At 53.6% G+C, this 18778-nt stretch carries 15 protein-coding genes and 2 tRNA genes; 10 read left to right on the top strand and 7 right to left on the bottom strand.

The window, feature by feature from the left end; all coding sequences use genetic code 11:
- Nucleotides 1–25: 25 nt before the first annotated feature.
- Entirely contained in the window at nt 26–781 is a 756-nt protein-coding gene (gene mlaA / locus SIK69_RS13370) for a phospholipid-binding lipoprotein MlaA (protein WP_319628786.1), read from the bottom strand.
- 169 nt (nt 782–950) lie between these two features.
- Between mlaA and SIK69_RS13375 the strand changes: the two genes are divergently transcribed.
- The 4 genes from SIK69_RS13375 (at nt 951) to ypdK (ending at nt 3437) form a co-directional block, all read left to right on the top strand.
- The gene (locus tag SIK69_RS13375) at nt 951–1868 is read left to right on the top strand and encodes a formate/nitrite transporter family protein (protein ID WP_319628785.1); all 918 of its coding nucleotides are present in this window, start codon (nt 951–953) and stop codon (nt 1866–1868) included.
- An 88-nt stretch (nt 1869–1956) separates the two neighbouring features.
- Nucleotides 1957–2031: transfer RNA gene (locus tag SIK69_RS13380), tRNA-Arg, on the top strand.
- A gap of 139 nt (nt 2032–2170) precedes the next feature.
- On the top strand, nt 2171–2971 hold the full coding sequence (locus tag SIK69_RS13385; RefSeq protein WP_319786275.1) for a hypothetical protein: 801 nt from the start codon (nt 2171–2173) through the stop codon (nt 2969–2971).
- A gap of 394 nt (nt 2972–3365) precedes the next feature.
- Nucleotides 3366–3437, top strand: coding sequence for a membrane protein YpdK (gene ypdK, locus SIK69_RS13390; protein ID WP_110509655.1), 72 nt, complete (start codon nt 3366–3368; stop codon nt 3435–3437).
- A gap of 71 nt (nt 3438–3508) precedes the next feature.
- Here the strand turns inward: ypdK and alaC are convergent, their stop codons facing one another.
- On the bottom strand, nt 3509–4720 hold the full coding sequence (alaC, locus tag SIK69_RS13395; RefSeq protein ID WP_319628783.1) for an alanine transaminase: 1212 nt from the start codon (nt 4718–4720) through the stop codon (nt 3509–3511).
- 386 nt (nt 4721–5106) lie between these two features.
- Between alaC and SIK69_RS13400 the strand changes: the two genes are divergently transcribed.
- Entirely contained in the window at nt 5107–6804 is a 1698-nt protein-coding gene (locus tag SIK69_RS13400) for a LytS/YhcK type 5TM receptor domain-containing protein (RefSeq protein ID WP_319628782.1), read from the top strand.
- 9 nt (nt 6805–6813) lie between these two features.
- Complete coding sequence (locus SIK69_RS13405; protein WP_319628781.1) at nt 6814–7548, top strand: LytR/AlgR family response regulator transcription factor; 735 nt, start codon at nt 6814–6816, stop codon at nt 7546–7548.
- A gap of 43 nt (nt 7549–7591) precedes the next feature.
- Here the strand turns inward: SIK69_RS13405 and glk are convergent, their stop codons facing one another.
- Entirely contained in the window at nt 7592–8557 is a 966-nt protein-coding gene (gene glk / locus SIK69_RS13410) for a glucokinase (RefSeq protein WP_319628780.1), read from the bottom strand.
- Nucleotides 8558–8761: 204 nt separating this feature from the next.
- Between glk and SIK69_RS13415 the strand changes: the two genes are divergently transcribed.
- Nucleotides 8762–9997: an ion channel protein gene (locus tag SIK69_RS13415; RefSeq protein WP_319786276.1), complete on the top strand. Its 1236-nt coding sequence runs from the start codon at nt 8762–8764 to the stop codon at nt 9995–9997.
- 3 nt (nt 9998–10000) lie between these two features.
- Here the strand turns inward: SIK69_RS13415 and SIK69_RS13420 are convergent, their stop codons facing one another.
- Nucleotides 10001–11662, bottom strand: coding sequence for an alpha-keto acid decarboxylase family protein (locus tag SIK69_RS13420; RefSeq protein WP_319786277.1), 1662 nt, complete (start codon nt 11660–11662; stop codon nt 10001–10003).
- A gap of 174 nt (nt 11663–11836) precedes the next feature.
- On the opposite strand from SIK69_RS13420, the gene mgrA reads away from it, so the two are divergent.
- Together mgrA and SIK69_RS13430 are read left to right on the top strand one after the other, a co-directional pair.
- Entirely contained in the window at nt 11837–12835 is a 999-nt protein-coding gene (gene mgrA, locus SIK69_RS13425) for an L-glyceraldehyde 3-phosphate reductase (protein ID WP_319786278.1), read from the top strand.
- A gap of 125 nt (nt 12836–12960) precedes the next feature.
- The gene (locus tag SIK69_RS13430) at nt 12961–13314 is read left to right on the top strand and encodes a DUF2502 domain-containing protein (RefSeq protein ID WP_319628776.1); all 354 of its coding nucleotides are present in this window, start codon (nt 12961–12963) and stop codon (nt 13312–13314) included.
- A 56-nt stretch (nt 13315–13370) separates the two neighbouring features.
- Here the strand turns inward: SIK69_RS13430 and SIK69_RS13435 are convergent, their stop codons facing one another.
- Nucleotides 13371–14609, bottom strand: coding sequence for an Nramp family divalent metal transporter (locus SIK69_RS13435; RefSeq protein ID WP_319628775.1), 1239 nt, complete (start codon nt 14607–14609; stop codon nt 13371–13373).
- Between the two features lie 353 nt (nt 14610–14962).
- On the opposite strand from SIK69_RS13435, the gene SIK69_RS13440 reads away from it, so the two are divergent.
- Nucleotides 14963–16165, top strand: coding sequence for a NupC/NupG family nucleoside CNT transporter (locus SIK69_RS13440; RefSeq protein ID WP_319786279.1), 1203 nt, complete (start codon nt 14963–14965; stop codon nt 16163–16165).
- Between the two features lie 36 nt (nt 16166–16201).
- Here SIK69_RS13440 and SIK69_RS13445 read toward each other — a convergent pair whose 3' ends face one another.
- Nucleotides 16202–18382 carry an EAL domain-containing protein gene (locus SIK69_RS13445; protein WP_319786280.1) on the bottom strand — a complete coding sequence of 727 codons (2181 nt, stop codon included), beginning with the start codon at nt 18380–18382 and terminating at the stop codon, nt 16202–16204.
- Nucleotides 18383–18593: 211 nt separating this feature from the next.
- Nucleotides 18594–18669, bottom strand: a tRNA-Ala gene (locus tag SIK69_RS13450).
- Between the last annotated feature and the right edge of the window lie 109 nt (nt 18670–18778).

Consider the following 18778-nt stretch of genomic DNA (forward strand, 5'->3'; position numbering starts at 1 on the left):
TCACCTTTTTTATTTCCTCCCCCGATTACTGAGAGTCGATATCTTTCAGCTCGTCCTCGATTGCCTTGGCATTCGGGTTATCTTCCGTACTCAGCTTACCGCCGTTGGCAATAAAGTCATGCTGCTGGAAGTAGGCTTCACGCACGGTGATATACGGATCCGTCGACTGGCGCAGCAGGCCATCAGAATTCAGCAGTTGCGCACGGGTTTCAACCCCTTCGACCATCCATTTACCGATAGACATCGGCCAGGTTAGCCATGACAGCACCGGATAGAGGTCATCCGCCATGTCGCCAACATCTTCACGCACGGTGAAGCTGCCATAGAACGGCAATTGCAGATACGGGCCATAACCCACGCCATAATGCCCCATCGTGCTGCCGAAACGGTGCGGCTGAACACGCTGCAGTTTCTGATTCGCCAGACCCGCAACATCAATGAAACCACCCATCCCTAACACCGTGTTCAGGAAAAAGCGCGTGAAGTGAACCATCCCCTGATACGGGTCGCCCTGCAGGAACATGTTGACCATGATCGCCGGCTCTTCGAGGTTACTGGTGAAGTTGCCGATGCCGTTACGCGCAGGCTGCGGGACATAGTCTCGCCACGCCACAGCAACCGGACGAAGCACATACGGATCTAACACGTTGAAGTTGAAATCGTACATCGTACGGTTAAATCCTTCGAATGGATCCGAACGCCCCTCTGGCTGATCACCCGTGCTGGCGCATCCCACCAACAGCGTCGCGCTCAGCGCAAGCGCAGACAGGCGAAAATTCATAAATATCTCCCTGTAAAGAAATCACTGCTCTTACTGATTTTATACACATTTTGAAATAGACGTATCGCTATTCATGTCATAAGCCAAAATTAAGATTCTGGAGTGAGGAGCGGCCCGATAAAACCCGCTACGCTTTACCGAGGATCAACAGACTAAGGTAACGCGCCGGATGGACAATACAGACAAAGAGAAAATCGACAACCATACCGAAGAGTTGGAAGTCGAGAGTGATGAGAAGCAGCGCGGCGATAAGATCGAAGTCGATGAGGACCGCCTGCCTTCAAGGGCGATGGCCATTCATGAACATATTCGTCAGGATGGTGAAAAAGAGCTTGAGCGCGATGCAATGGCCCTGCTGTGGTCGGCGATTGCGGCCGGGCTGTCGATGGGAGCCTCGTTGCTGGCAAAAGGGATTTTCCACGTGCAGCTGGAAGGTGTGCCCGGCGGATTTCTGCTGGAGAACCTCGGTTATACCTTTGGTTTTATCATCGTGATTATGGCCCGCCAGCAGCTGTTTACCGAAAACACGGTCACTGCTGTTTTACCGGTGATGCAAAGCCCAACGGCGGGAAATTTTGCTCTGCTTATGCGGCTGTGGGGGGTGGTGTTATTGGGGAATATCATCGGCACCGGCGTCGCCGCCTGGGCCTTCGAATTCATGCCTATTTTTGATGAACCTACCCGCGATGCTTTCACCAAAATCGGCATGGACGTGATGAAAAACTCGCCCCTTGAGATGTTTGCCAACGCCATTATTTCCGGCTGGTTAATTGCCACGATGGTATGGATGTTCCCCGCCGCTGGTGCGGCCAAAATCGTGGTGATTATCCTGATGACCTGGCTGATTGCCCTGGGTGACACCACGCATATTGTGGTCGGCTCGGTGGAAATTCTCTATCTGGTGTTCGGCGGCACCCTGCAATGGCACGACTTCTTCTGGCCTTTCGCCCTGCCGACGCTGGCCGGGAACATCTGCGGTGGGACGTTTATTTTTGCCCTCATGAGCCACGCGCAAATCCGCAATGACATGAGCAATAAACGCAAAGCCGAGGCCAAAGCCAAAGCCCAGGAACAAGAAAAAGGTTAACTTAATGGGGGCGATGGCGACACTTTGAGCAGTCAGTTGGCTATGTGCTTAACGTGCCTGCCAAAAAACGCTATACTCGTGCCGCTTCGTCCCCTTAGTTAAATGGATATAACGAGCCCCTCCTAAGGGCTAGTTGCAGGTTCGATTCCTGCAGGGGACACCATGGTTCCCCTCCCCCGCTTAAAAACCAACATCCAAAACTAAATCAAGATTTAAATCTAAACCTCCGGTATGGCTTGTCGTCGCGTGTAGGATGGCGGGTTTTCGCTCATTGGCGGCCTGTTTGCCCCCTCCGGATTTCTATGTATACCAAAATACGTTCCTTATTCATTATTACCTTCGGGTTCCTTCCCGTGCTTGCCCTGGCCCAGGCAGGCACGGTCAAAACCAATCAAGAAAAGTCGGATGATGACCCGACTAAAGTCACCACCAAAGTCGGCGTGGCGTGGTCAGATAACTACGATATGGACGACAGCGATGTGCAATTTTCCGGATCTCTGGCGCTGGATGAAGCCCGGAAAATCAATGTCAAAATCAACAGTGATGCCAGTGAGTGGCGCGTCGGCGGCTCGTGGCTGTTTCCGATTGGTATTTTTAACTTTAACTTCGGTAAAAACGATCTCCCCAACGGGGCATCGCAAACCAACTATTCGTTGGGGACGTTTATTCCCCTGAGCTATTTCGGTTTCCAACCCGCAGGTTTCCAGTTCTTCCCTATGGCCGGATACTCCTACAACACCGGGGACACCTTTGGCTGTGATAAAGGTAAAAATAAAGCCTGCGCTCAGCCTGGTTTTAGCGGCTCTCCGTCTGAGGAAAACGGTTTTGACCTGATGGACACCTCGGGCAGCAGCGGTTATATCGGGCTCTTTATGCTGAAACCGTTGACCAGCAATTTGCGCTTACTCAGTGTGGCAGCGGGCTCTTATGGCTCGAAAAATGATGACGGTGATAATTACAAAGGCTATTTCGCCGGGGTAGGTCTGGGCTATTCCTTCGATAAGCACAACTCTGTCAGCGCCTTTACCTACATCCAGGACAACAACACCTACATCGCTGATGCCGATAAGCGTTTTAAAATCGCCTATAAATATCAGTTCTAACGCTCCTGTCTGAGTCTCACTGGCGGTCAGCACCTTGCTGCCCGCCCCCTCTTTTGTTTTAAAAACCCTATAATTTCAATGTGGTACTAACTGCCCGTTTTGGGGTTCATTTTGGCGTCGCTAAATCTGCATTTATTGCACAATGAAATTAATGTGTCGCCGTTTCACGACAGTCGTAAGTAACTAAAAATTAATAAAAAAATCATACTTGTCACCCTCCATTTTTAAGCGTACATTAGCGCCGTCTGTAGCACATGAAGCACAGAATTTTGAGGTGGTGCCGAAGGGTAAAACGGGACAAATCCCAATTTTATTCGAGGCGGTGTCAACTCTCTATACTCAGTCAGGATTGTTTTCATTTGGGCGTATCACGTAATACGCGGAGTGATGTGACGTGAAATATTTTATTATGGGCATCTCTTTTATGGTCATCGTCTGGGCAGGCACCTTCGCCCTGATGGTTTAACCCTGAGCTTGCAGTAAAAAAAACAGGAGCCAAATGGCTCCTGTTTTTGATCGTAGACTACCTGTCACTTATTAATTCGCAGGCAGTAAACCGTCGGCGCGGAACATCGCTTTGATGCCGCGGATGGCCTGGCGGATACGGTCGCGGTTCTCAATCAGGGCGAAGCGCACATGCGTGTCACCATAGTCGCCGAACCCAATCCCCGGCGAAACGCAGACTTTCGCTTCCTGGAGCATTTTCTTGGCAAATTCCAGTGACCCCATCGCCGCGTACTGCTCCGGGATTTTCGCCCACACGTACATCGACGCCTTCGGCATTTCTACCATCCATCCGGCTTCGTGCAGGCCTTTGACCAGCACATCACGACGACGCTTATACTGCTCGGCAATATCATGCACGCATTGCTGATCGCCTTCGAGGGCCGCTATCGCTGCGACCTGCAACGGAGTGAAGGTGCCGTAGTCGTGATAGCTTTTGATACGCGCCAGGGCGTTAACCAACACCGCGTTACCGACCATAAAACCGATACGCCAGCCTGCCATGTTGTAACTTTTAGACAGCGTGAAGAACTCTACCGCCACATCGCGAGCGCCGGGAACCTGCATGATTGACGGTGCTTTCCAGCCGTCAAATACGATATCGGCATAGGCCAGATCGTGGACCACCAGCACGTCGTAGCGTTTCGCCAGCGCGACTACTTTTTCAAAGAATTCCAGCTCCACGCACTGCGCGGTAGGATTCGATGGGAAGCCCAAAATCATCATTTTCGGTTTGGGGTAACTTTCGCGTATGGCACGTTCCAGCTCATTGAAGAAATCAACGCCTTCCACCAGCGGCACAGAACGAACCTGCGCCCCGGCAATCACTGCCCCATAAATATGGATGGGATAGCTTGGGTTTGGCACCAGCACGGTGTCGCCATGATCGAGCGTGGCCAGCATCAGGTGCGCCAGCCCTTCTTTAGAGCCGATGGTGACAATGGCTTCAGTTTCGGGGTCGATCTCCACCTCATAGCGCTCCTGATACCAGCGCGAAATCGCCCGGCGCAGGCGTGGAATGCCGCGTGAAGTGGAATAGCCGTGAGTGTCCGGGCGCTGGGCCACGGTACAGAGTTTTTCCACAATGTGGGGCGGTGTCGCGCCGTCAGGATTCCCCATGCTGAAATCGATGATATCTTCGCCGCGCCGACGCGCAGCCATCTTCAGTTCAGCGGTAATGTTGAATACGTAGGGGGGAAGCCTGTCAATACGCGTAAAACGGCGTTCAGGAGTGAACTCAGCCATAGATTCCTCGGATAACGTGAGCGCCCGGACCGTCCGAGCGACGTTGCCACCTGTGTGGCATGCTTTGAAAATAACCTGATTAATTTCCTGCTGTCGAGAGGCTGAGTGAAAAATAATCTCAGGACTTAAATGAGGAAGTGTTGACCGGAACAATAAAATTCACGCTGCCCGTTATCGATAATATTGTTGGCATTGCTTTACATAATGATATCAATTGATTTACTTGAAATCGTCGCCTTCACCTTTAATGCAGCTAATTTCAGCTCGGGGCAAGTAATCCCCTTTTAAAAGTGCGACTTTTCCCTGTTCCACATTACGCACGATAACTGGCTATCCCCCGCCAGGTTTTTTATCATATTACTTTCAGTGATACATACGGCGCACTCATGCACGACATCTTTAACATGCTGCTGGCGGTCTTTGACAGGGCTGCCCTGATGCTGATTTGCCTGTTTTTCCTTATCCGCATCCGCCTGTTCCGCGAGCTGCTGCATAAGTCGGCGCATACGCCGAAAGAGCTTCTGGCCGTCACCGCCATCTTCTCTCTGTTCGCGCTGTTCAGTACCTGGTCCGGAGTACACGTCGAAGGTTCTCTGGTCAACGTCCGCGTCATTGCGGTAATGTCCGGCGGCATTCTGTTCGGCCCTTGGGTCGGCGCTATCACCGGTTTGATTGCCGGGACGCACCGCTATCTGATCGACATTGGCGGCGTCACGGCGGTGCCATGCTTTATCACCAGCATTGTCGCCGGGCTGCTCTCAGGCTGGATCAACCGCAAAATCCCCAAAGCCCAGCACTGGCGCGTCGGCATTCTGGCCGGGATGCTGTGCGAAACGCTGACCATGATCCTCGTGGTGGTCTGGGCACCGACGGTCTCACTCGGGCTCGATATCGTGTCAAAAATCGGCGTGCCGATGATCCTCGGCAGCGTCTGCATTGGCTTTATCGTGCTGCTGGTTCGCAGCGTCGAAGGGGAAAAAGAGGCCATCGCCGCGCGGCAGGCTAAGCTGGCGCTGGAAATCGCCAATAAAACCCTGCCATTGTTCCGCAATGTGAACAGCGAATCTCTGCGTCAGGTGTGCGACATCATCCGCAAAGATATTCACGCCGATGCGGTGGCGATTACCGATAATGAGAAAGTGCTGGCCTACGTCGGCCTCGGCGAAAAAAATTACAAACTGAACGATTTGGGGATTAGCCCGCGTACTCGCCAGGCACTAAGCGACGGAAAAATCATTATCCGCAATGATGACGTGGCCTATCGCACGCCGGAGATCCACTCGATAATGATTATCCCGCTGTGGGAAAAGGGCGTGGTCACCGGCACGCTAAAAATCTATTACCGGCCCGCCCACCAGATTACCTCTTCGTTGCAGGAGATGGCGGTCGGCCTGTCGCAGATTATCTCCACTCAGCTGGAAGTGTCCCGCGCCGAACAGCTGCGGGAGATGGCAAATAAGGCAGAACTGCGGGCGCTGCAAAGCAAGATTAATCCCCATTTCTTGTTCAACGCGCTCAACGCCATTTCCTCGTCTATTCGCCTCAATCCAGACACCGCGCGGCAGCTGATTTTCAACCTGTCACGCTATCTGCGCTATAACATTGAATTGAAAGACGACGAGCAGATCGACATTCGCAAAGAGCTGTATCAAATCAAAGATTACATCGCCATCGAGCAGGCGCGGTTTGGCGATAAGCTGACGGTGATTTACGACATTGATGACGAAGTGAACTGCGTGATCCCGAGCCTGCTTATCCAGCCGCTGGTCGAAAACGCAATTGTCCACGGCATTCAGCCCTGTAAAGGCAAAGGCGTAGTCACGCTGAGCATCACTGAGAGCGGCAATCGGGTGCGGGTAAGCGTGCGCGATACCGGACACGGTATCGATCCGGCGGTGATCGCCCGCGTGGAAGCCAACGAAATGCCGGGCAATAAAATCGGCCTGCTTAACGTGCATCACCGCGTGACGCTCCTGTATGGCGAAGGCCTACATATTCGTCGGCTGGAGCCCGGCACCGAGATTGCGTTTTACGTACCGAATCGGCGCACGCCGGTTACGGCCACCGCTGGCCTGCTGTCATAAGGACGTTATATGAAAGTCATCATTGTTGAAGATGAAGTGCTGGCCCAGCAGGAGCTGACCTGGCTGATTAAAGCGCACAGTGAGATGGAGATTGTCGGCACCTTTGACGACGGGCTGGACGTGCTGAAATTCCTGCAACACAACCGGGTCGACGCCATTTTTCTCGACATCAATATTCCTTCGCTCGATGGCGTGCTGCTGGCGCAGAACATCAGCCAGTTCGCGCACAAACCGTTTATTGTGTTTATTACCGCGTGGAAAGAACATGCGGTGGAAGCGTTTGAGCTGGAAGCGTTTGATTACATCCTCAAGCCGTATCAGGAATCGAGAATTGAGACGATGCTGCACAAGCTGGAAAATGCCTGGCAACAGCAATCCGGGGCAGCCAGTAGCGCGGTTGCCCCGCAGCGTGAAAACGATACCATTAACCTGATTCGCGACGACAAGATTTTCGTCACCTCTATTCACGATATCTATTACGCGGAAGCGCACGAGAAGATGACCTTCGTGTATACCAAACGCGAGTCGTGGGTGATGCCGATGAATATCAGCGAATTTTGCAGCAAGCTTCCGGCAGCGCACTTCTTCCGCTGCCATCGTTCATACTGCGTCAACCTGAATAAAATTCGTGAGATAGAGCCGTGGTTCAATAACACCTACATCCTCCGACTACGGGATCTGGATTTTCAGGTGCCGGTAAGTCGGAGCAAGGTGAAAGAATTTCGCCAGCTCATGCATCTGTAAAAAAGGCGCAGAAGCGCCTTTTACATTTCAAAGGTTTTTCATCTTAAAGAACGTGGCCTAACGACTGACGCAGATGCGCTCCGGAACCAATCAGGCCCGGGTTGTCGTGTACGATCAGGTACACCGGAATGTCCTGCACGTAGGATTTGAAACGCCCTTTGTCCTCGAAGCCACCGCGGAAACCGGACGCTTTGAAGAAGTCTAAGAAGCGCGGCACGATGCCTCCGGCAATGTACACCCCGCCAAAGGTACCGAGGTTCAGCGCCAGGTTGCCACCGAATCGGCCAAGGATCACACAGAACAGCGACAGCGCCCGACGGCAGTCAGTGCAGGAGTCGTCCAGTGCGCGTTCGGTAATGTCTTTCGGTTGCAGATTCTCCGGCAGACGACCGTCAGATTTTACAATCGCACGATAAAGATACACCAGGCCCGGGCCCGAAAGCACACGCTCGGCGGAGACATGGCCCAATTCAGCACGCAACTCTTGCAGAATGATCCCTTCTTCTTCGCTGTTCGGCGCGAAATCGACGTGACCGCCCTCGCCCGGCAGGCTGACCCAACGTTTATCGACGTGAACCAGATGCGCCACGCCCAAGCCGGTGCCCGCGCCATACACGGCAATCGGTTTGCCTTCCACCGGATCGCGGCCGCCGAATTGAATCAGATGTTCTTTCTTCAACATCGGAATCGCCATCGATACGGCGGTAAAATCGTTAATAATTTCCAGATGCGTGAAGTTGAGATTTTTCTTCATCTCTTCGATGGAGAACGCCCAGGTGTGGTTGGTCATCGCCACCCAGTCGCCGGTAATCGGGCAGGCAATCGCGATGCAGCCCTCTTTAACATCCCGCTTTTGCTCATCCAGATAAACGCGCACCACCGCTTCAAGGCTTGGGTAATCCAGCCCGGAGTAGGTTTTGGCGTGGGAAATTTCGCCGCTGTCTAAATCGACCAGCGCCAGACGGGCATTGGTCCCGCCTACATCACCTGTTAATGCAAACTTTGTCATTCTGTTACTGCTCCGCTAAAGTCAGAATAAGTCTTTGGCACACTGTAAATTCATGGCGGCATAACAACAACGACCACGGTGGCAGTGCCCACAATTAATCGATCCCGGTCACACAATAACTTTACCGTTTCAGCACCATTTGCAATGCAGGTTTCGTCATTTGGCGGCAAAGTGTTGCGCGCTCAGAGTAAAAAGGAAATCACTATGCTCCATCCGCGAGCCAGAACCATGTTGCTGTTATCGGTTCCCGCCCTGATAATTGGTATTGCCTCCAGTCTGATTCTGGTGGTTGTGATGAAAATTGCCGCCGTAATGCAGCAGTTACTGTGGTCTACGCTACCTGGCAGTTTAGGGGTTAACGTCGACTCAAGCCCCTGGATAATCGGTATGCTGACCGCCACCGGTATTGCGGTGGGTTTAGTGATTCGATACAGCCCCGGCCACGCAGGCCCCGATCCGGCCTCCGAGCCGTTGATTGGTGCTCCGGTGCCCCCTTCCGCGCTGCCGGGCTTAATTCTGGCGCTGATTATTGGTCTGGCGGGCGGCGTGAGCCTTGGACCTGAACACCCGATTATGTCGGTCAACGTCGCCCTCGCGGTCGCCCTTGGGGCGCGGTTCTTCCCGCGCGTCGGCACCATGGACTGGACCATTCTGGCGGCATCAGGAACCATCGGCGCGCTGTTCGGTACCCCAATCGCCGCTGCGCTGATTTTCTCGCAGATGCTAAGCGGCAGCGACGATGTGCCCCTGTGGGATCGCCTGTTCGCCCCGCTAATTGCCGCCGCGTCCGGGGCGCTGACGACCAGCCTGTTCTTCCATCCGCAGTTTTCATTGCCCGTCGCCCAATATACCCATATGCGGCTGGTCGATATTTTCAGCGGGGCGGTGGTCGCCGCAATTGCCATTGCGGTGGGAATGGTGGCGGTCTGGTGCCTGCCGCGTCTGCATACGCTGATGCACAAGCTGAAACACCCGGTGCTTATTCTCGGTGCGGGCGGTTTTATGCTTGGCGTGCTCGGCGCATGTGGTGGGCCGATCACCTTGTTCAAAGGCCTGGATGAGATGCAGCAGTTGGCTTTCAGCCAGACGCTGGGCTCAACCGATTTTCTGTTTATTGCGGTAATGAAACTGGCGGCACTGGTGATTGCGGCCGCCAGTGGTTTTCGCGGTGGGCGCATTTTCCCGGCGGTGTTTGTCGCCGTGGCTCTTGGGCTGATGCTGCATGCGCACGTCGAAGCCGTACCTGAGGCTATTACCATTTCCTGCGCGATTATGGGGCTGGTGCTGGTAGTGACACGTGATGGCTGGCTGAGTCTGTTCATGGCCGCCGTGGTCGTGCCGGATAGCAACCTGCTGCCGCTGCTGTGCATCGTGATGTTGCCCGCCTGGCTCCTGCTGGCGGGCAAACCGGTGATGATGGCCAAACCCCCTCACGAATAATCGCTATTGCGCACTGTTGCGGGCTTCAAGCGCCTGGGTGACTGCCCGCAACAGGTCCGGTATTTCCAGCTTCGGCAAGACCACTTCCACAAAGCTCAGCCTCTCGCGACGGGAGGCCAACTCCAGCACTTCTCGCAGCTGAACCGTTTGTGTTACGCGCCAGCTCTGCGCCTGGCAGTCCAGATTCAGCGCCTGAGGCAACTGAGTCCAGTTCCACAGGGCGATATCGTTGTATCGCTGTTCTGGCCCATGAATCGCCCGTTCAACGGTGTAACCGTCATTATTTAACAGCAAAATCAACGGCGTCTGACCATCTCGCAGCATCGAGCCCAGTTCCTGAATCGTCAACTGCGCGGCTCCATCACCGACCACCAGCACCACGCGTCTCTCCGGGGCGGCGGTTTGTGCGCCAAACGCGGCGGGCAGCGTAAAGCCAATCGACCCCCACAGCGGCTGAACAATCAGCATGGCATCCGCTGGCAGAGTCAGAGAAGCCGCGCCAAACGCAGCTGTCCCCTGATCGGCCAGAATAATATCGCCCGGCAGGAGTGCCTCCTGGAGCACCTGCCAGAAACTCTCCTGGGTCAGTGTGGCGCTGTACTTGCCCGGAGCCACTTGCGACCGGGACGCGGGTTTTTTCCAGTCGGCAGACAATTCTGTGCAGAGCGATTGCAGCGCCCACGCGGCCTGCTCCATCGGCAGCCCGCTGAACCAGCGTTTGCCGACCCGAGCCGAGAATGGCTGTAGCTCAATGGTTTTTTCTAGCGGAATGGATTGGGTAAACCCGGCGGTAATGGTGTCGGTAAAGCGGGTACCGATACACAAAATGGCATCGGCATCTTCGATAGCGACGCGGGTGCTATCCAGGCTGGCGGCCCCACTGTAAGTGCCCGCATAGCCCGGTAGATGCTCATCAAAAAGCCCTTTCCCCATCAACAGCGTCGCAAATGCCAGCGGTTGGGAGGACACCCAGTTACGCAGCATCGGCTGTAGACCATAACGTTGGGCGAGAAAATCCGCCAGCATCGCCACGCGTTTGCACGGAGTCAGCATCTCCCGCGCCTCAGCGACAAACGCCGCCAGCGCATTCTCATCCACCTCAGCAGGCTGCACCGTAAGCGCGTTCACCGGAGCGATAGCCGGGGCTTTGGCGACATCCGCAGGCAGCATCAGATAAGCCGGGCGGCGCGCGGTGAGCATTTCCCGTAGGACGCGGTCGATCTCCTGGCAGGCATTGCTGGCGGTCAGTTTTGCACGGGCAACGCTCAGTGGAATGCTCATCTCAAAAAAATGGCCAAAATCACCGTCGCCCAGCGTGTGGTGTAACAGTTCCCCGCGCTGCTGGCTACCGGTTCCCGGGGCACCCACGATATGCAATACCGGAACATATTCGGCATAGCTCCCGGCCACCCCGTTCAGTGCACTCAGCTCCCCGACGCCGTAGGTTGTCAACAATGCACCCGCCCCATGAACCCGGGCGTAGCCATCCGCCGCATAGGCCGCATTTAATTCATTAGCACAGCCCACCCAGCACAGACTCGGATGGTCGATGACACTGTCGAGGAACTGCAAATTATAATCGCCCGGCACGCCGAACATATGGTCGATCCCGCACCCGGCAAGACGATCCACCAGATAATCCGCGATTGTGTAATTCGATTGCATAGCCATCGTCCTTTCGCCGCATAGATATTCTGAGTATTAGAGATGCGCGAAGTCTGTCCAGAAGGATAAGATTTTCTTTGTGGAAAGTAGGGTTTACAGCGTTAAAGAGTGTACGTCAAAGGCAACATTGATTAGTGTAAACGTATACACACCCTGTCCCTACTGGAGGTTTTGATGGTTTATCAGGCAAATCCGACGCGCTACGAGACGATGGAATATCATCGCTGTGGCCGAAGCGGACTCAAGCTCCCCGCCATTTCGCTGGGCCTTTGGCACAACTTCGGCGATGAAACGTTAGTGGAAACCAGCCGTCAATTGCTGCGCCATGCGTTCGATCTCGGGATCACCCATTTTGATCTCGCCAATAACTACGGCCCACCGCCGGGCTCAGCCGAGAGCCATTTTGGGCGCATTCTGCGCGAAGATTTTCTGCCGTATCGCGATGAGCTGATTATTTCCACTAAAGCGGGTTACACCATGTGGGACGGTCCCTACGGCGACTGGGGTTCACGAAAATACCTGGTGGCAAGCCTCGATCAGAGCCTGAAACGCATGGGGCTGGAGTATGTCGATATTTTCTATCATCACCGCCCTGACCCTGATACGCCGCTGGAAGAAACCATGCGCGCGCTGGATCACGTAGTGCGCCAGGGTAAAGCCCTGTATGTCGGGCTTTCCAATTATCCGGCCGATCGCGCACGTGAAGCATTGGCGATTTTGCAGGGTCTGGGTACGCCGTGCCTTATCCATCAGCCGAAATACTCGATGTTCGAACGTTGGGTTGAACAGGGCCTGACCGACCTGCTTCAGGAGCAAGGCGTCGGCGCGATTGCCTTCTCCCCGCTGGCTGGCGGACAGCTCACCGACCGTTATCTGAATGGGATCCCGGCTGATTCACGCGCTGCCAGCGGGAGCAAGTTCCTCAGCGCCGACAGCATCACCGAAGAGAAGCTCAATAAAGTGCGCCAGTTGCATGAGATTGCAAACTCGCGCGGTCAGAAATTGTCACAAATGGCGCTGGCCTGGGTATTGCGTAATGGCAAAATCACGTCGGTGTTGATTGGTGCCAGCAAGACCGCACAGCTTGACGACGCGGTAGGTATGTTGAGTCATCGTCAGTTCACGGAACAGGAAATTGCCGCCATCGACGCCATTCTGAACGGAACAAAATAACGCCATTTTTAGCAAAAAGTGCTGTGACCTGGGTTTTAGGAGTTGCTCCAATCCTACGCGGTTGTAACACCTCGTAAGATTGCGTTAACAGGCCCACTTAGGCCCCGATAGTGAGGAGAAACGCCATGTTCAGGTCACTGATTCTGGCTGCAGTATTACTGGCAAGTGCCCCAATGGTGGCGAATGCAGGCGAAATCACCCTGCTGCCATCGGTTAAATTACAAATTGGCGATCGCGACAATTACGGCAACTATTGGGACGGCGGCGGTTGGCGTGACCGCGACTACTGGCGTCGTAACTATGAATGGCGCGATTCGCGCTGGCATCGTCATGATAACGGCAGGCACCGCGGTTGGGATAAGCATAACGCCTATGAACGCGGTTACCGTGAAGGCTGGAACGATCGCGATGACCACCGTGGCGGTTGGGGTCGCGGTCCGGGCCGTGGCGGGCACGGACATGGCCACGGACACCATTAAAAAAGCAGCCTTCGGGCTGCTTTCTCATTGCTTGCTACACAACATAGCATAGCGCTTTACAACCCCAGCAATGTACCTACCAGCAGCCAGCCGTTCAACGCCACGACCAGTGCCACGATAACCCATCCCGTGCGTTTCACGAGTCGGGTATTCACCAGGTCGCCCATCAATTTTTTATCGCTGGTAAACAGCAGCAACGGCACCAGCGCCAGCGCAATACCAAAGCTGAGTAACACCTGGCTCATCACCAGTATTCGCGTGGGATCCAATCCGAGCAGGATAACCACAAACGAGGGCAGCATGGTTACCGCCCGACGAAACCACAGCGGAATGTGGAAACGGATAAAGCCCTGCATCACCACCTGCCCGGCCAGCGTCCCAACGACGGTTGACGACAGCCCGGCAGCCACCAGGCTCAGACCGAATATCGTGGCGGCGGCGTGGCTCAGCAATGGCTCGAGTGTCAGATAAGCCTGATCCAAATCGGCAATACCGGTATGGCCGTTGAAGTGAAACGCCGCCGCTGCGGTCGCCATCATCGCCAGATTAACAAACCCGGCAATGGTCATCGCCACCCCCACATCCCATTTTGTGGCACTGTAGCGTTCCTGCCGCGAGCCGCCATGAAGATGTTGGGTCAATGAGGAGTGCAGATAAATCACGTGCGGCATGATGGTGGCGCCGAGCACCCCCGCCGCAAGGAACACCGCTTCTGATGTCGGCAGAGAGGGAATAATCATCCCTTTAGCCAACGGCGCCAGCGCAGGTTGCGAGAAAATCAGCTCCACAATGTACGCCACCGCGACAAACAGCAGCAGACCGCCGATGACTTTCTCCAGCGGCTTCTGTCCACGGCTTTGCAACATCAGGATCAGGAAGGTCGCGACCCCGGTTAGCACCGCGCCCTGCAACAACGAAACGCCGAGAATGAGTTTGAAACCAATCGCCGCGCCAATGAATTCGGCCAGATCGGTCGCCATGGCGATAATTTCTGCCTGTACCCAATAGATCCACACCAGCGGGCGCGGATAGTGGTCACGAATTTGTTCGGCCAGGTTTTTGCCGGTGGCAATCCCCAGCTTGGCAGACAAGACCTGGATCAGCATCGCCATCAGGTTGGCCCAAACGACGACCCACAGCAGTTGATAGCCGTAACTGGCACCCGCCTGAATATTGGTAGCAAAGTTGCCCGGATCGATATAACCAATGGCAGCAATGAACGCAGGCCCCATTAATGCAAACCGCATCTTGCGCGCTGCGCGACTGCTGCTACTCTCAACGCGACTGTTTGTCATTTTCTGCCTCTGGAATATAGCCTTTGCTATGTTTCACTTTATCAAAATGAGAATGATTATCAAGTTCATTTAGTATGGTGATAATGATTTCTCTGATAGATGGAAACGATAGCTGCGGGTCAAGCAACAGCCATGTTATCGGGAAGAGTACCGTCAGGATGCTTTACCAGTCAGACTAGTACATTAACGCAACTTTTAACACCTTTACATAACATAACAGATTTGTATGGTTGATCACCTTTTTTGAGATTGCTCACAGGTTCTAACTATAGTGAGGCATGGATCTCGTTTTCTTTTATGTTGTTGCATAGAATGTGCACGGAAATTTAACCTGCCTCATATTTGGAGCAAATATGGACCGCGTTCTACACTTTGTCCTCGCGCTTGCCGTGGTTGCGATTCTGGCGTTGCTGGTCAGTCACAATCGTAAAGAGATCCGCATTCGCTATGTGATTCAATTGCTTGTTATTGAAGTCCTGCTGGCCTGGTTCTTCCTGAACTCAGATGTCGGCCTGGGATTTGTGAAAGGATTCTCCGAGATGTTCGAAAAACTTCTCGGATTTGCTAACGAAGGGACAAATTTCGTCTTCGGTAAAATGAACGATGAAGGCCTGGCATTCTTCTTCCTGAAAGTGCTGTGCCCGATTGTATTCATTTCCGCACTGATTGGTATTTTGCAGCACATCCGTATTCTGCCGATTGTGATTCGCGCAATTGGTACCGTGCTGTCTAAAGTCAACGGTATGGGTAAACTGGAGTCTTTCAACGCGGTTAGCTCCCTGATCCTCGGTCAGTCCGAAAACTTTATCGCCTATAAAGACATCCTCGGTAAGATGTCGCGCAACCGCATGTACACCATGGCGGCGACCGCAATGTCTACCGTATCGATGTCCATCGTCGGCGCGTACATGACCATGCTGGACCCAAAATATGTGGTTGCCGCACTGGTCCTGAACATGTTCAGCACCTTTATCGTTCTGTCACTCATCAACCCGTATCGCGTTGAGCAGAGTGAAGAGAATCTGCAGATGTCTAATCTGCACGAAGGTCAGAGCTTCTTTGAAATGCTGGGCGAGTACATTCTGGCAGGCTTCAAAGTGGCAATCATCGTTTCCGCTATGCTGATCGGCTTCATCGCCCTGATTGCTGCGCTGAACGCCCTGTTCTTCACGGTCACCAGCTGGTTTGGCCACGGTATCTCCTTCCAGGGGATCCTCGGCTACATCTTCTGGCCAGTGGCTTGGGTGATGGGCGTGCCTGCCAGCGAAGCATTGCAGGTCGGCAGTATTATGGCGACCAAAATGGTCTCTAACGAATTTGTTGCCATGATGGATCTGCAGAAAGTGGCCAGCACACTGTCTCCGCGTGCAGAAGGTATCCTGTCCATCTTCCTGGTTTCCTTCGCCAACTTCTCTTCTATCGGTATCATCGCCGGTGCGATTAAAGGTCTGAACGAAGAGCAGGGTAACGTGGTTTCACGCTTCGGCCTGAAACTGGTTTACGGTTCTACCCTGGTGAGCGTGCTGTCTGCGTCCATCGCGGCGCTGGTCCTGTAAAAAACGGTCAAAAAAGCCGGGCGATGCCCGGCTTTTTTATGCCCGCAGTTCCTCAATTGGACGCGGTTTACCTATCAAATACCCCTGCAAATAATTGACGCCCATTTTATACAGCAGCGTTCTTTGTTCCTCGGTTTCAACAAATTCTGCCACCAGGGTCAGATTTTTCACCCTCGCCAGATCGCAGATAGAATTGACGATCATCTTATCGACCGGGTCAGTGAGTATATCCCGCACAAAACAGCCATCGATTTTAACGATATCCGCTTCCAGCCGTTTCAGGCGCTCGTAGTTCGCATAGCCAGTGCCGAAATCATCAATCGCGATTTGGCAGCCATATTCCTGAAGGCGGCGAATATTCAACACGCTGATTTCCGAACCGGAAAATGCCTGCTGCTCGGTTATCTCAATGGTCACAAGCTTCGGCGAAATGTCATATTGGCTGAACAGCTCCAGAATTTTATTGGCACTCTCTTTTTGCATCAGGGTGAACGGCATCAGATTCACCGAGAAACGCTCACCGGGTAACGTTTTCATCTCCCGGAATAATGTCTCTACCACCAGCAGATCAAAACGCTTGCTGAGGTTGAATTGGGCGATAACCGGGATGAATTGATCAGGGGTAATAATCTCCCCATCCCAGACCATCCTGGCGAGGATCTCGTGATAACGATCACCGGACTGGCTGACTATTGGTTGGGCATACAGCCGCACCTCTCCTTCTGCCAGCGCCTTTTTCACCCGGTTGAGCTGCATTACGCGCTCGGTCGTATTGTCAGACACTGTCGCCAGGCTGTTATCGAGCGCCAGGACGCGTCGGGCACCGCAGGCCTGCTCTGAAAGCCAGCTCAACTGTCCCAGCGTGTGGTGTAGCGCTTCGCCCTCACCTTCTATCACGCCCCATGCAGCACCGAATTCCAAATCCAGGGCATCACCCTGCCAGCAAAATGGCTGACTATTAAGGTAATCAATAATATAGGCCAGACGAGCCGCCGCTTCCGAACCGTGGAGGACCAGTAGCAATTCACTGCCCGGAAGCTGGAAAAGTTTCTCCTCCGGGCCGAGCAACGGTTGCAGGCTGCGGGTGACCATCCGCTTGCAGTGAACGCGCATCATCATGCCGTAATGGCGGCTTAAAAATTCCAGATTATCCATGCGCAGACAGCACACGCTGACCCGAGGATATTGCACCAGATAGTTTTCAAACGCCCGCAGATTGGGCAAACCGGTCAGCGGATCCTGCCAGGCCTGATTATGCCATTTGCGCCTGATGGCATTACTCCGCGCCTGAATGTTTCCCATATACAGCAGACAAATGGTGATGGAGATTAGCACCGACAGCACAAACGCCAGCGCGAAAGCGTTGCTGACACCCTGTAAGAAGTTGCGGTTATACGCCACAAGGAAAAAGGCGCTGACGCCCCACATCAGACTCATGAGGGGGTAGCTAAAGCGATTGATAACAATGAAGAACAGAATAAAAATCAGCGGCACCAGGTAACCGGCAATGTAGCTCGATTGAAACGGTGCACAAAGCAGGATTAATAAAGCCGTCACTGCCAGCAGCCAGTTCACGGTGAACAGCCATCTCCCTTGGGCAAACACGGGCACAATATGACGCCGCCAGAAGCGGCGAGCATAACGGGGATTAAGCGCCATCCGGAGCAGGTAATAACAGGGCAGAGTAAATATCAGTGCGGCGCAAATCAGGCTCTGGATATCCACAATACTGTAGAGCACCGAGCCTGAGTCGAAAAATCCAGAAACCGAAACCGGAAAATGAAAATAGTGCCCGGCCAGATACATCGTGACCTTCAGCATCAGCGGGGCAAAAAACCCCGCCCAAAAAATTCTCGCGCCCATATGACGATTGGACAATCCGAAGCGCCAGCGCTTACCCAACGTCCAGCGGAGAATACCGCAGGCCAGCACAGGGGCAAACAGCTGGCAAAACAGCAGTATCGCAGACTGAAGCATGGGGAGCGGCTGCATCCACACATTGGTCAACATAAAGGCAATCAGCAGCGGCAGGATGGCCTGACGGCCTAACAGGAGCAGCATCGCCAGGGTAACACTCAACGGCAGCCAGGCCAGATAGATGGCATTACCATCAATCACGGTTGCTGGAGAGAGAAAACGAGCAAAGGGAATCGAGAAAAGGTTAAAGGTTAGTGCCAGCAGAAAGAGTTTGGCTGAGGCATTTATTTTCGACTTCATTATGATTGGAGGAACGTTCCGGCTGAGCACATGATAGCAACAGGGAAATATTATGTTTATTAATTGAGCGAAGCAAGTTCCCGAGAGAGAAAAGTCTCAGTGTTTATAAGGTATTTAACAAATTGTAGCGCATTGACGTCAATAAGAGGCTTGTTTACAAATTTGCAGGCTCAGAAAAGCAAAACCCCCGCCGAAGCGAGGGTTTGAATTTTGGTGGAGCTAAGCGGGATCGAACCGCTGACCTCTTGCATGCCATGCAAGCGCTCTCCCAGCTGAGCTATAGCCCCACAATGTTACGTCTTGTAACGTTACTTCACGTACCAAATCTGATGGGAGCAGAATTTGGTGGAGCTAAGCGGGATCGAACCGCTGACCTCTTGCATGCCATGCAAGCGC

The sequence above is a fragment of the Scandinavium lactucae genome (genome assembly GCF_033843265.1).
GTDB lineage: Bacteria > Pseudomonadota > Gammaproteobacteria > Enterobacterales > Enterobacteriaceae > Scandinavium > Scandinavium lactucae.

Coding starts and splice junctions, on each gene's coding strand:
- SIK69_RS13375 (WP_319628785.1), top strand. CDS start 951: ATGGACAATACAGACAAAGAGAAAATCGACAACCATACCGAAGAGTTG.
- alaC (WP_319628783.1), bottom strand. CDS start 4,720: ATGGCTGAGTTCACTCCTGAACGCCGTTTTACGCGTATTGACAGGCTT.
- SIK69_RS13420 (WP_319786277.1), bottom strand. CDS start 11,662: ATGCAATCGAATTACACAATCGCGGATTATCTGGTGGATCGTCTTGCC.
- SIK69_RS13445 (WP_319786280.1), bottom strand. CDS start 18,382: ATGAAGTCGAAAATAAATGCCTCAGCCAAACTCTTTCTGCTGGCACTA.
- SIK69_RS13440 (WP_319786279.1), top strand. CDS start 14,963: ATGGACCGCGTTCTACACTTTGTCCTCGCGCTTGCCGTGGTTGCGATT.
- SIK69_RS13430 (WP_319628776.1), top strand. CDS start 12,961: ATGTTCAGGTCACTGATTCTGGCTGCAGTATTACTGGCAAGTGCCCCA.
- SIK69_RS13385 (WP_319786275.1), top strand. CDS start 2,171: ATGTATACCAAAATACGTTCCTTATTCATTATTACCTTCGGGTTCCTT.
- mgrA (WP_319786278.1), top strand. CDS start 11,837: ATGGTTTATCAGGCAAATCCGACGCGCTACGAGACGATGGAATATCAT.
- SIK69_RS13400 (WP_319628782.1), top strand. CDS start 5,107: ATGCACGACATCTTTAACATGCTGCTGGCGGTCTTTGACAGGGCTGCC.
- SIK69_RS13435 (WP_319628775.1), bottom strand. CDS start 14,609: ATGACAAACAGTCGCGTTGAGAGTAGCAGCAGTCGCGCAGCGCGCAAG.
- SIK69_RS13415 (WP_319786276.1), top strand. CDS start 8,762: ATGCTCCATCCGCGAGCCAGAACCATGTTGCTGTTATCGGTTCCCGCC.
- SIK69_RS13405 (WP_319628781.1), top strand. CDS start 6,814: ATGAAAGTCATCATTGTTGAAGATGAAGTGCTGGCCCAGCAGGAGCTG.
- glk (WP_319628780.1), bottom strand. CDS start 8,557: ATGACAAAGTTTGCATTAACAGGTGATGTAGGCGGGACCAATGCCCGT.
- mlaA (WP_319628786.1), bottom strand. CDS start 781: ATGAATTTTCGCCTGTCTGCGCTTGCGCTGAGCGCGACGCTGTTGGTG.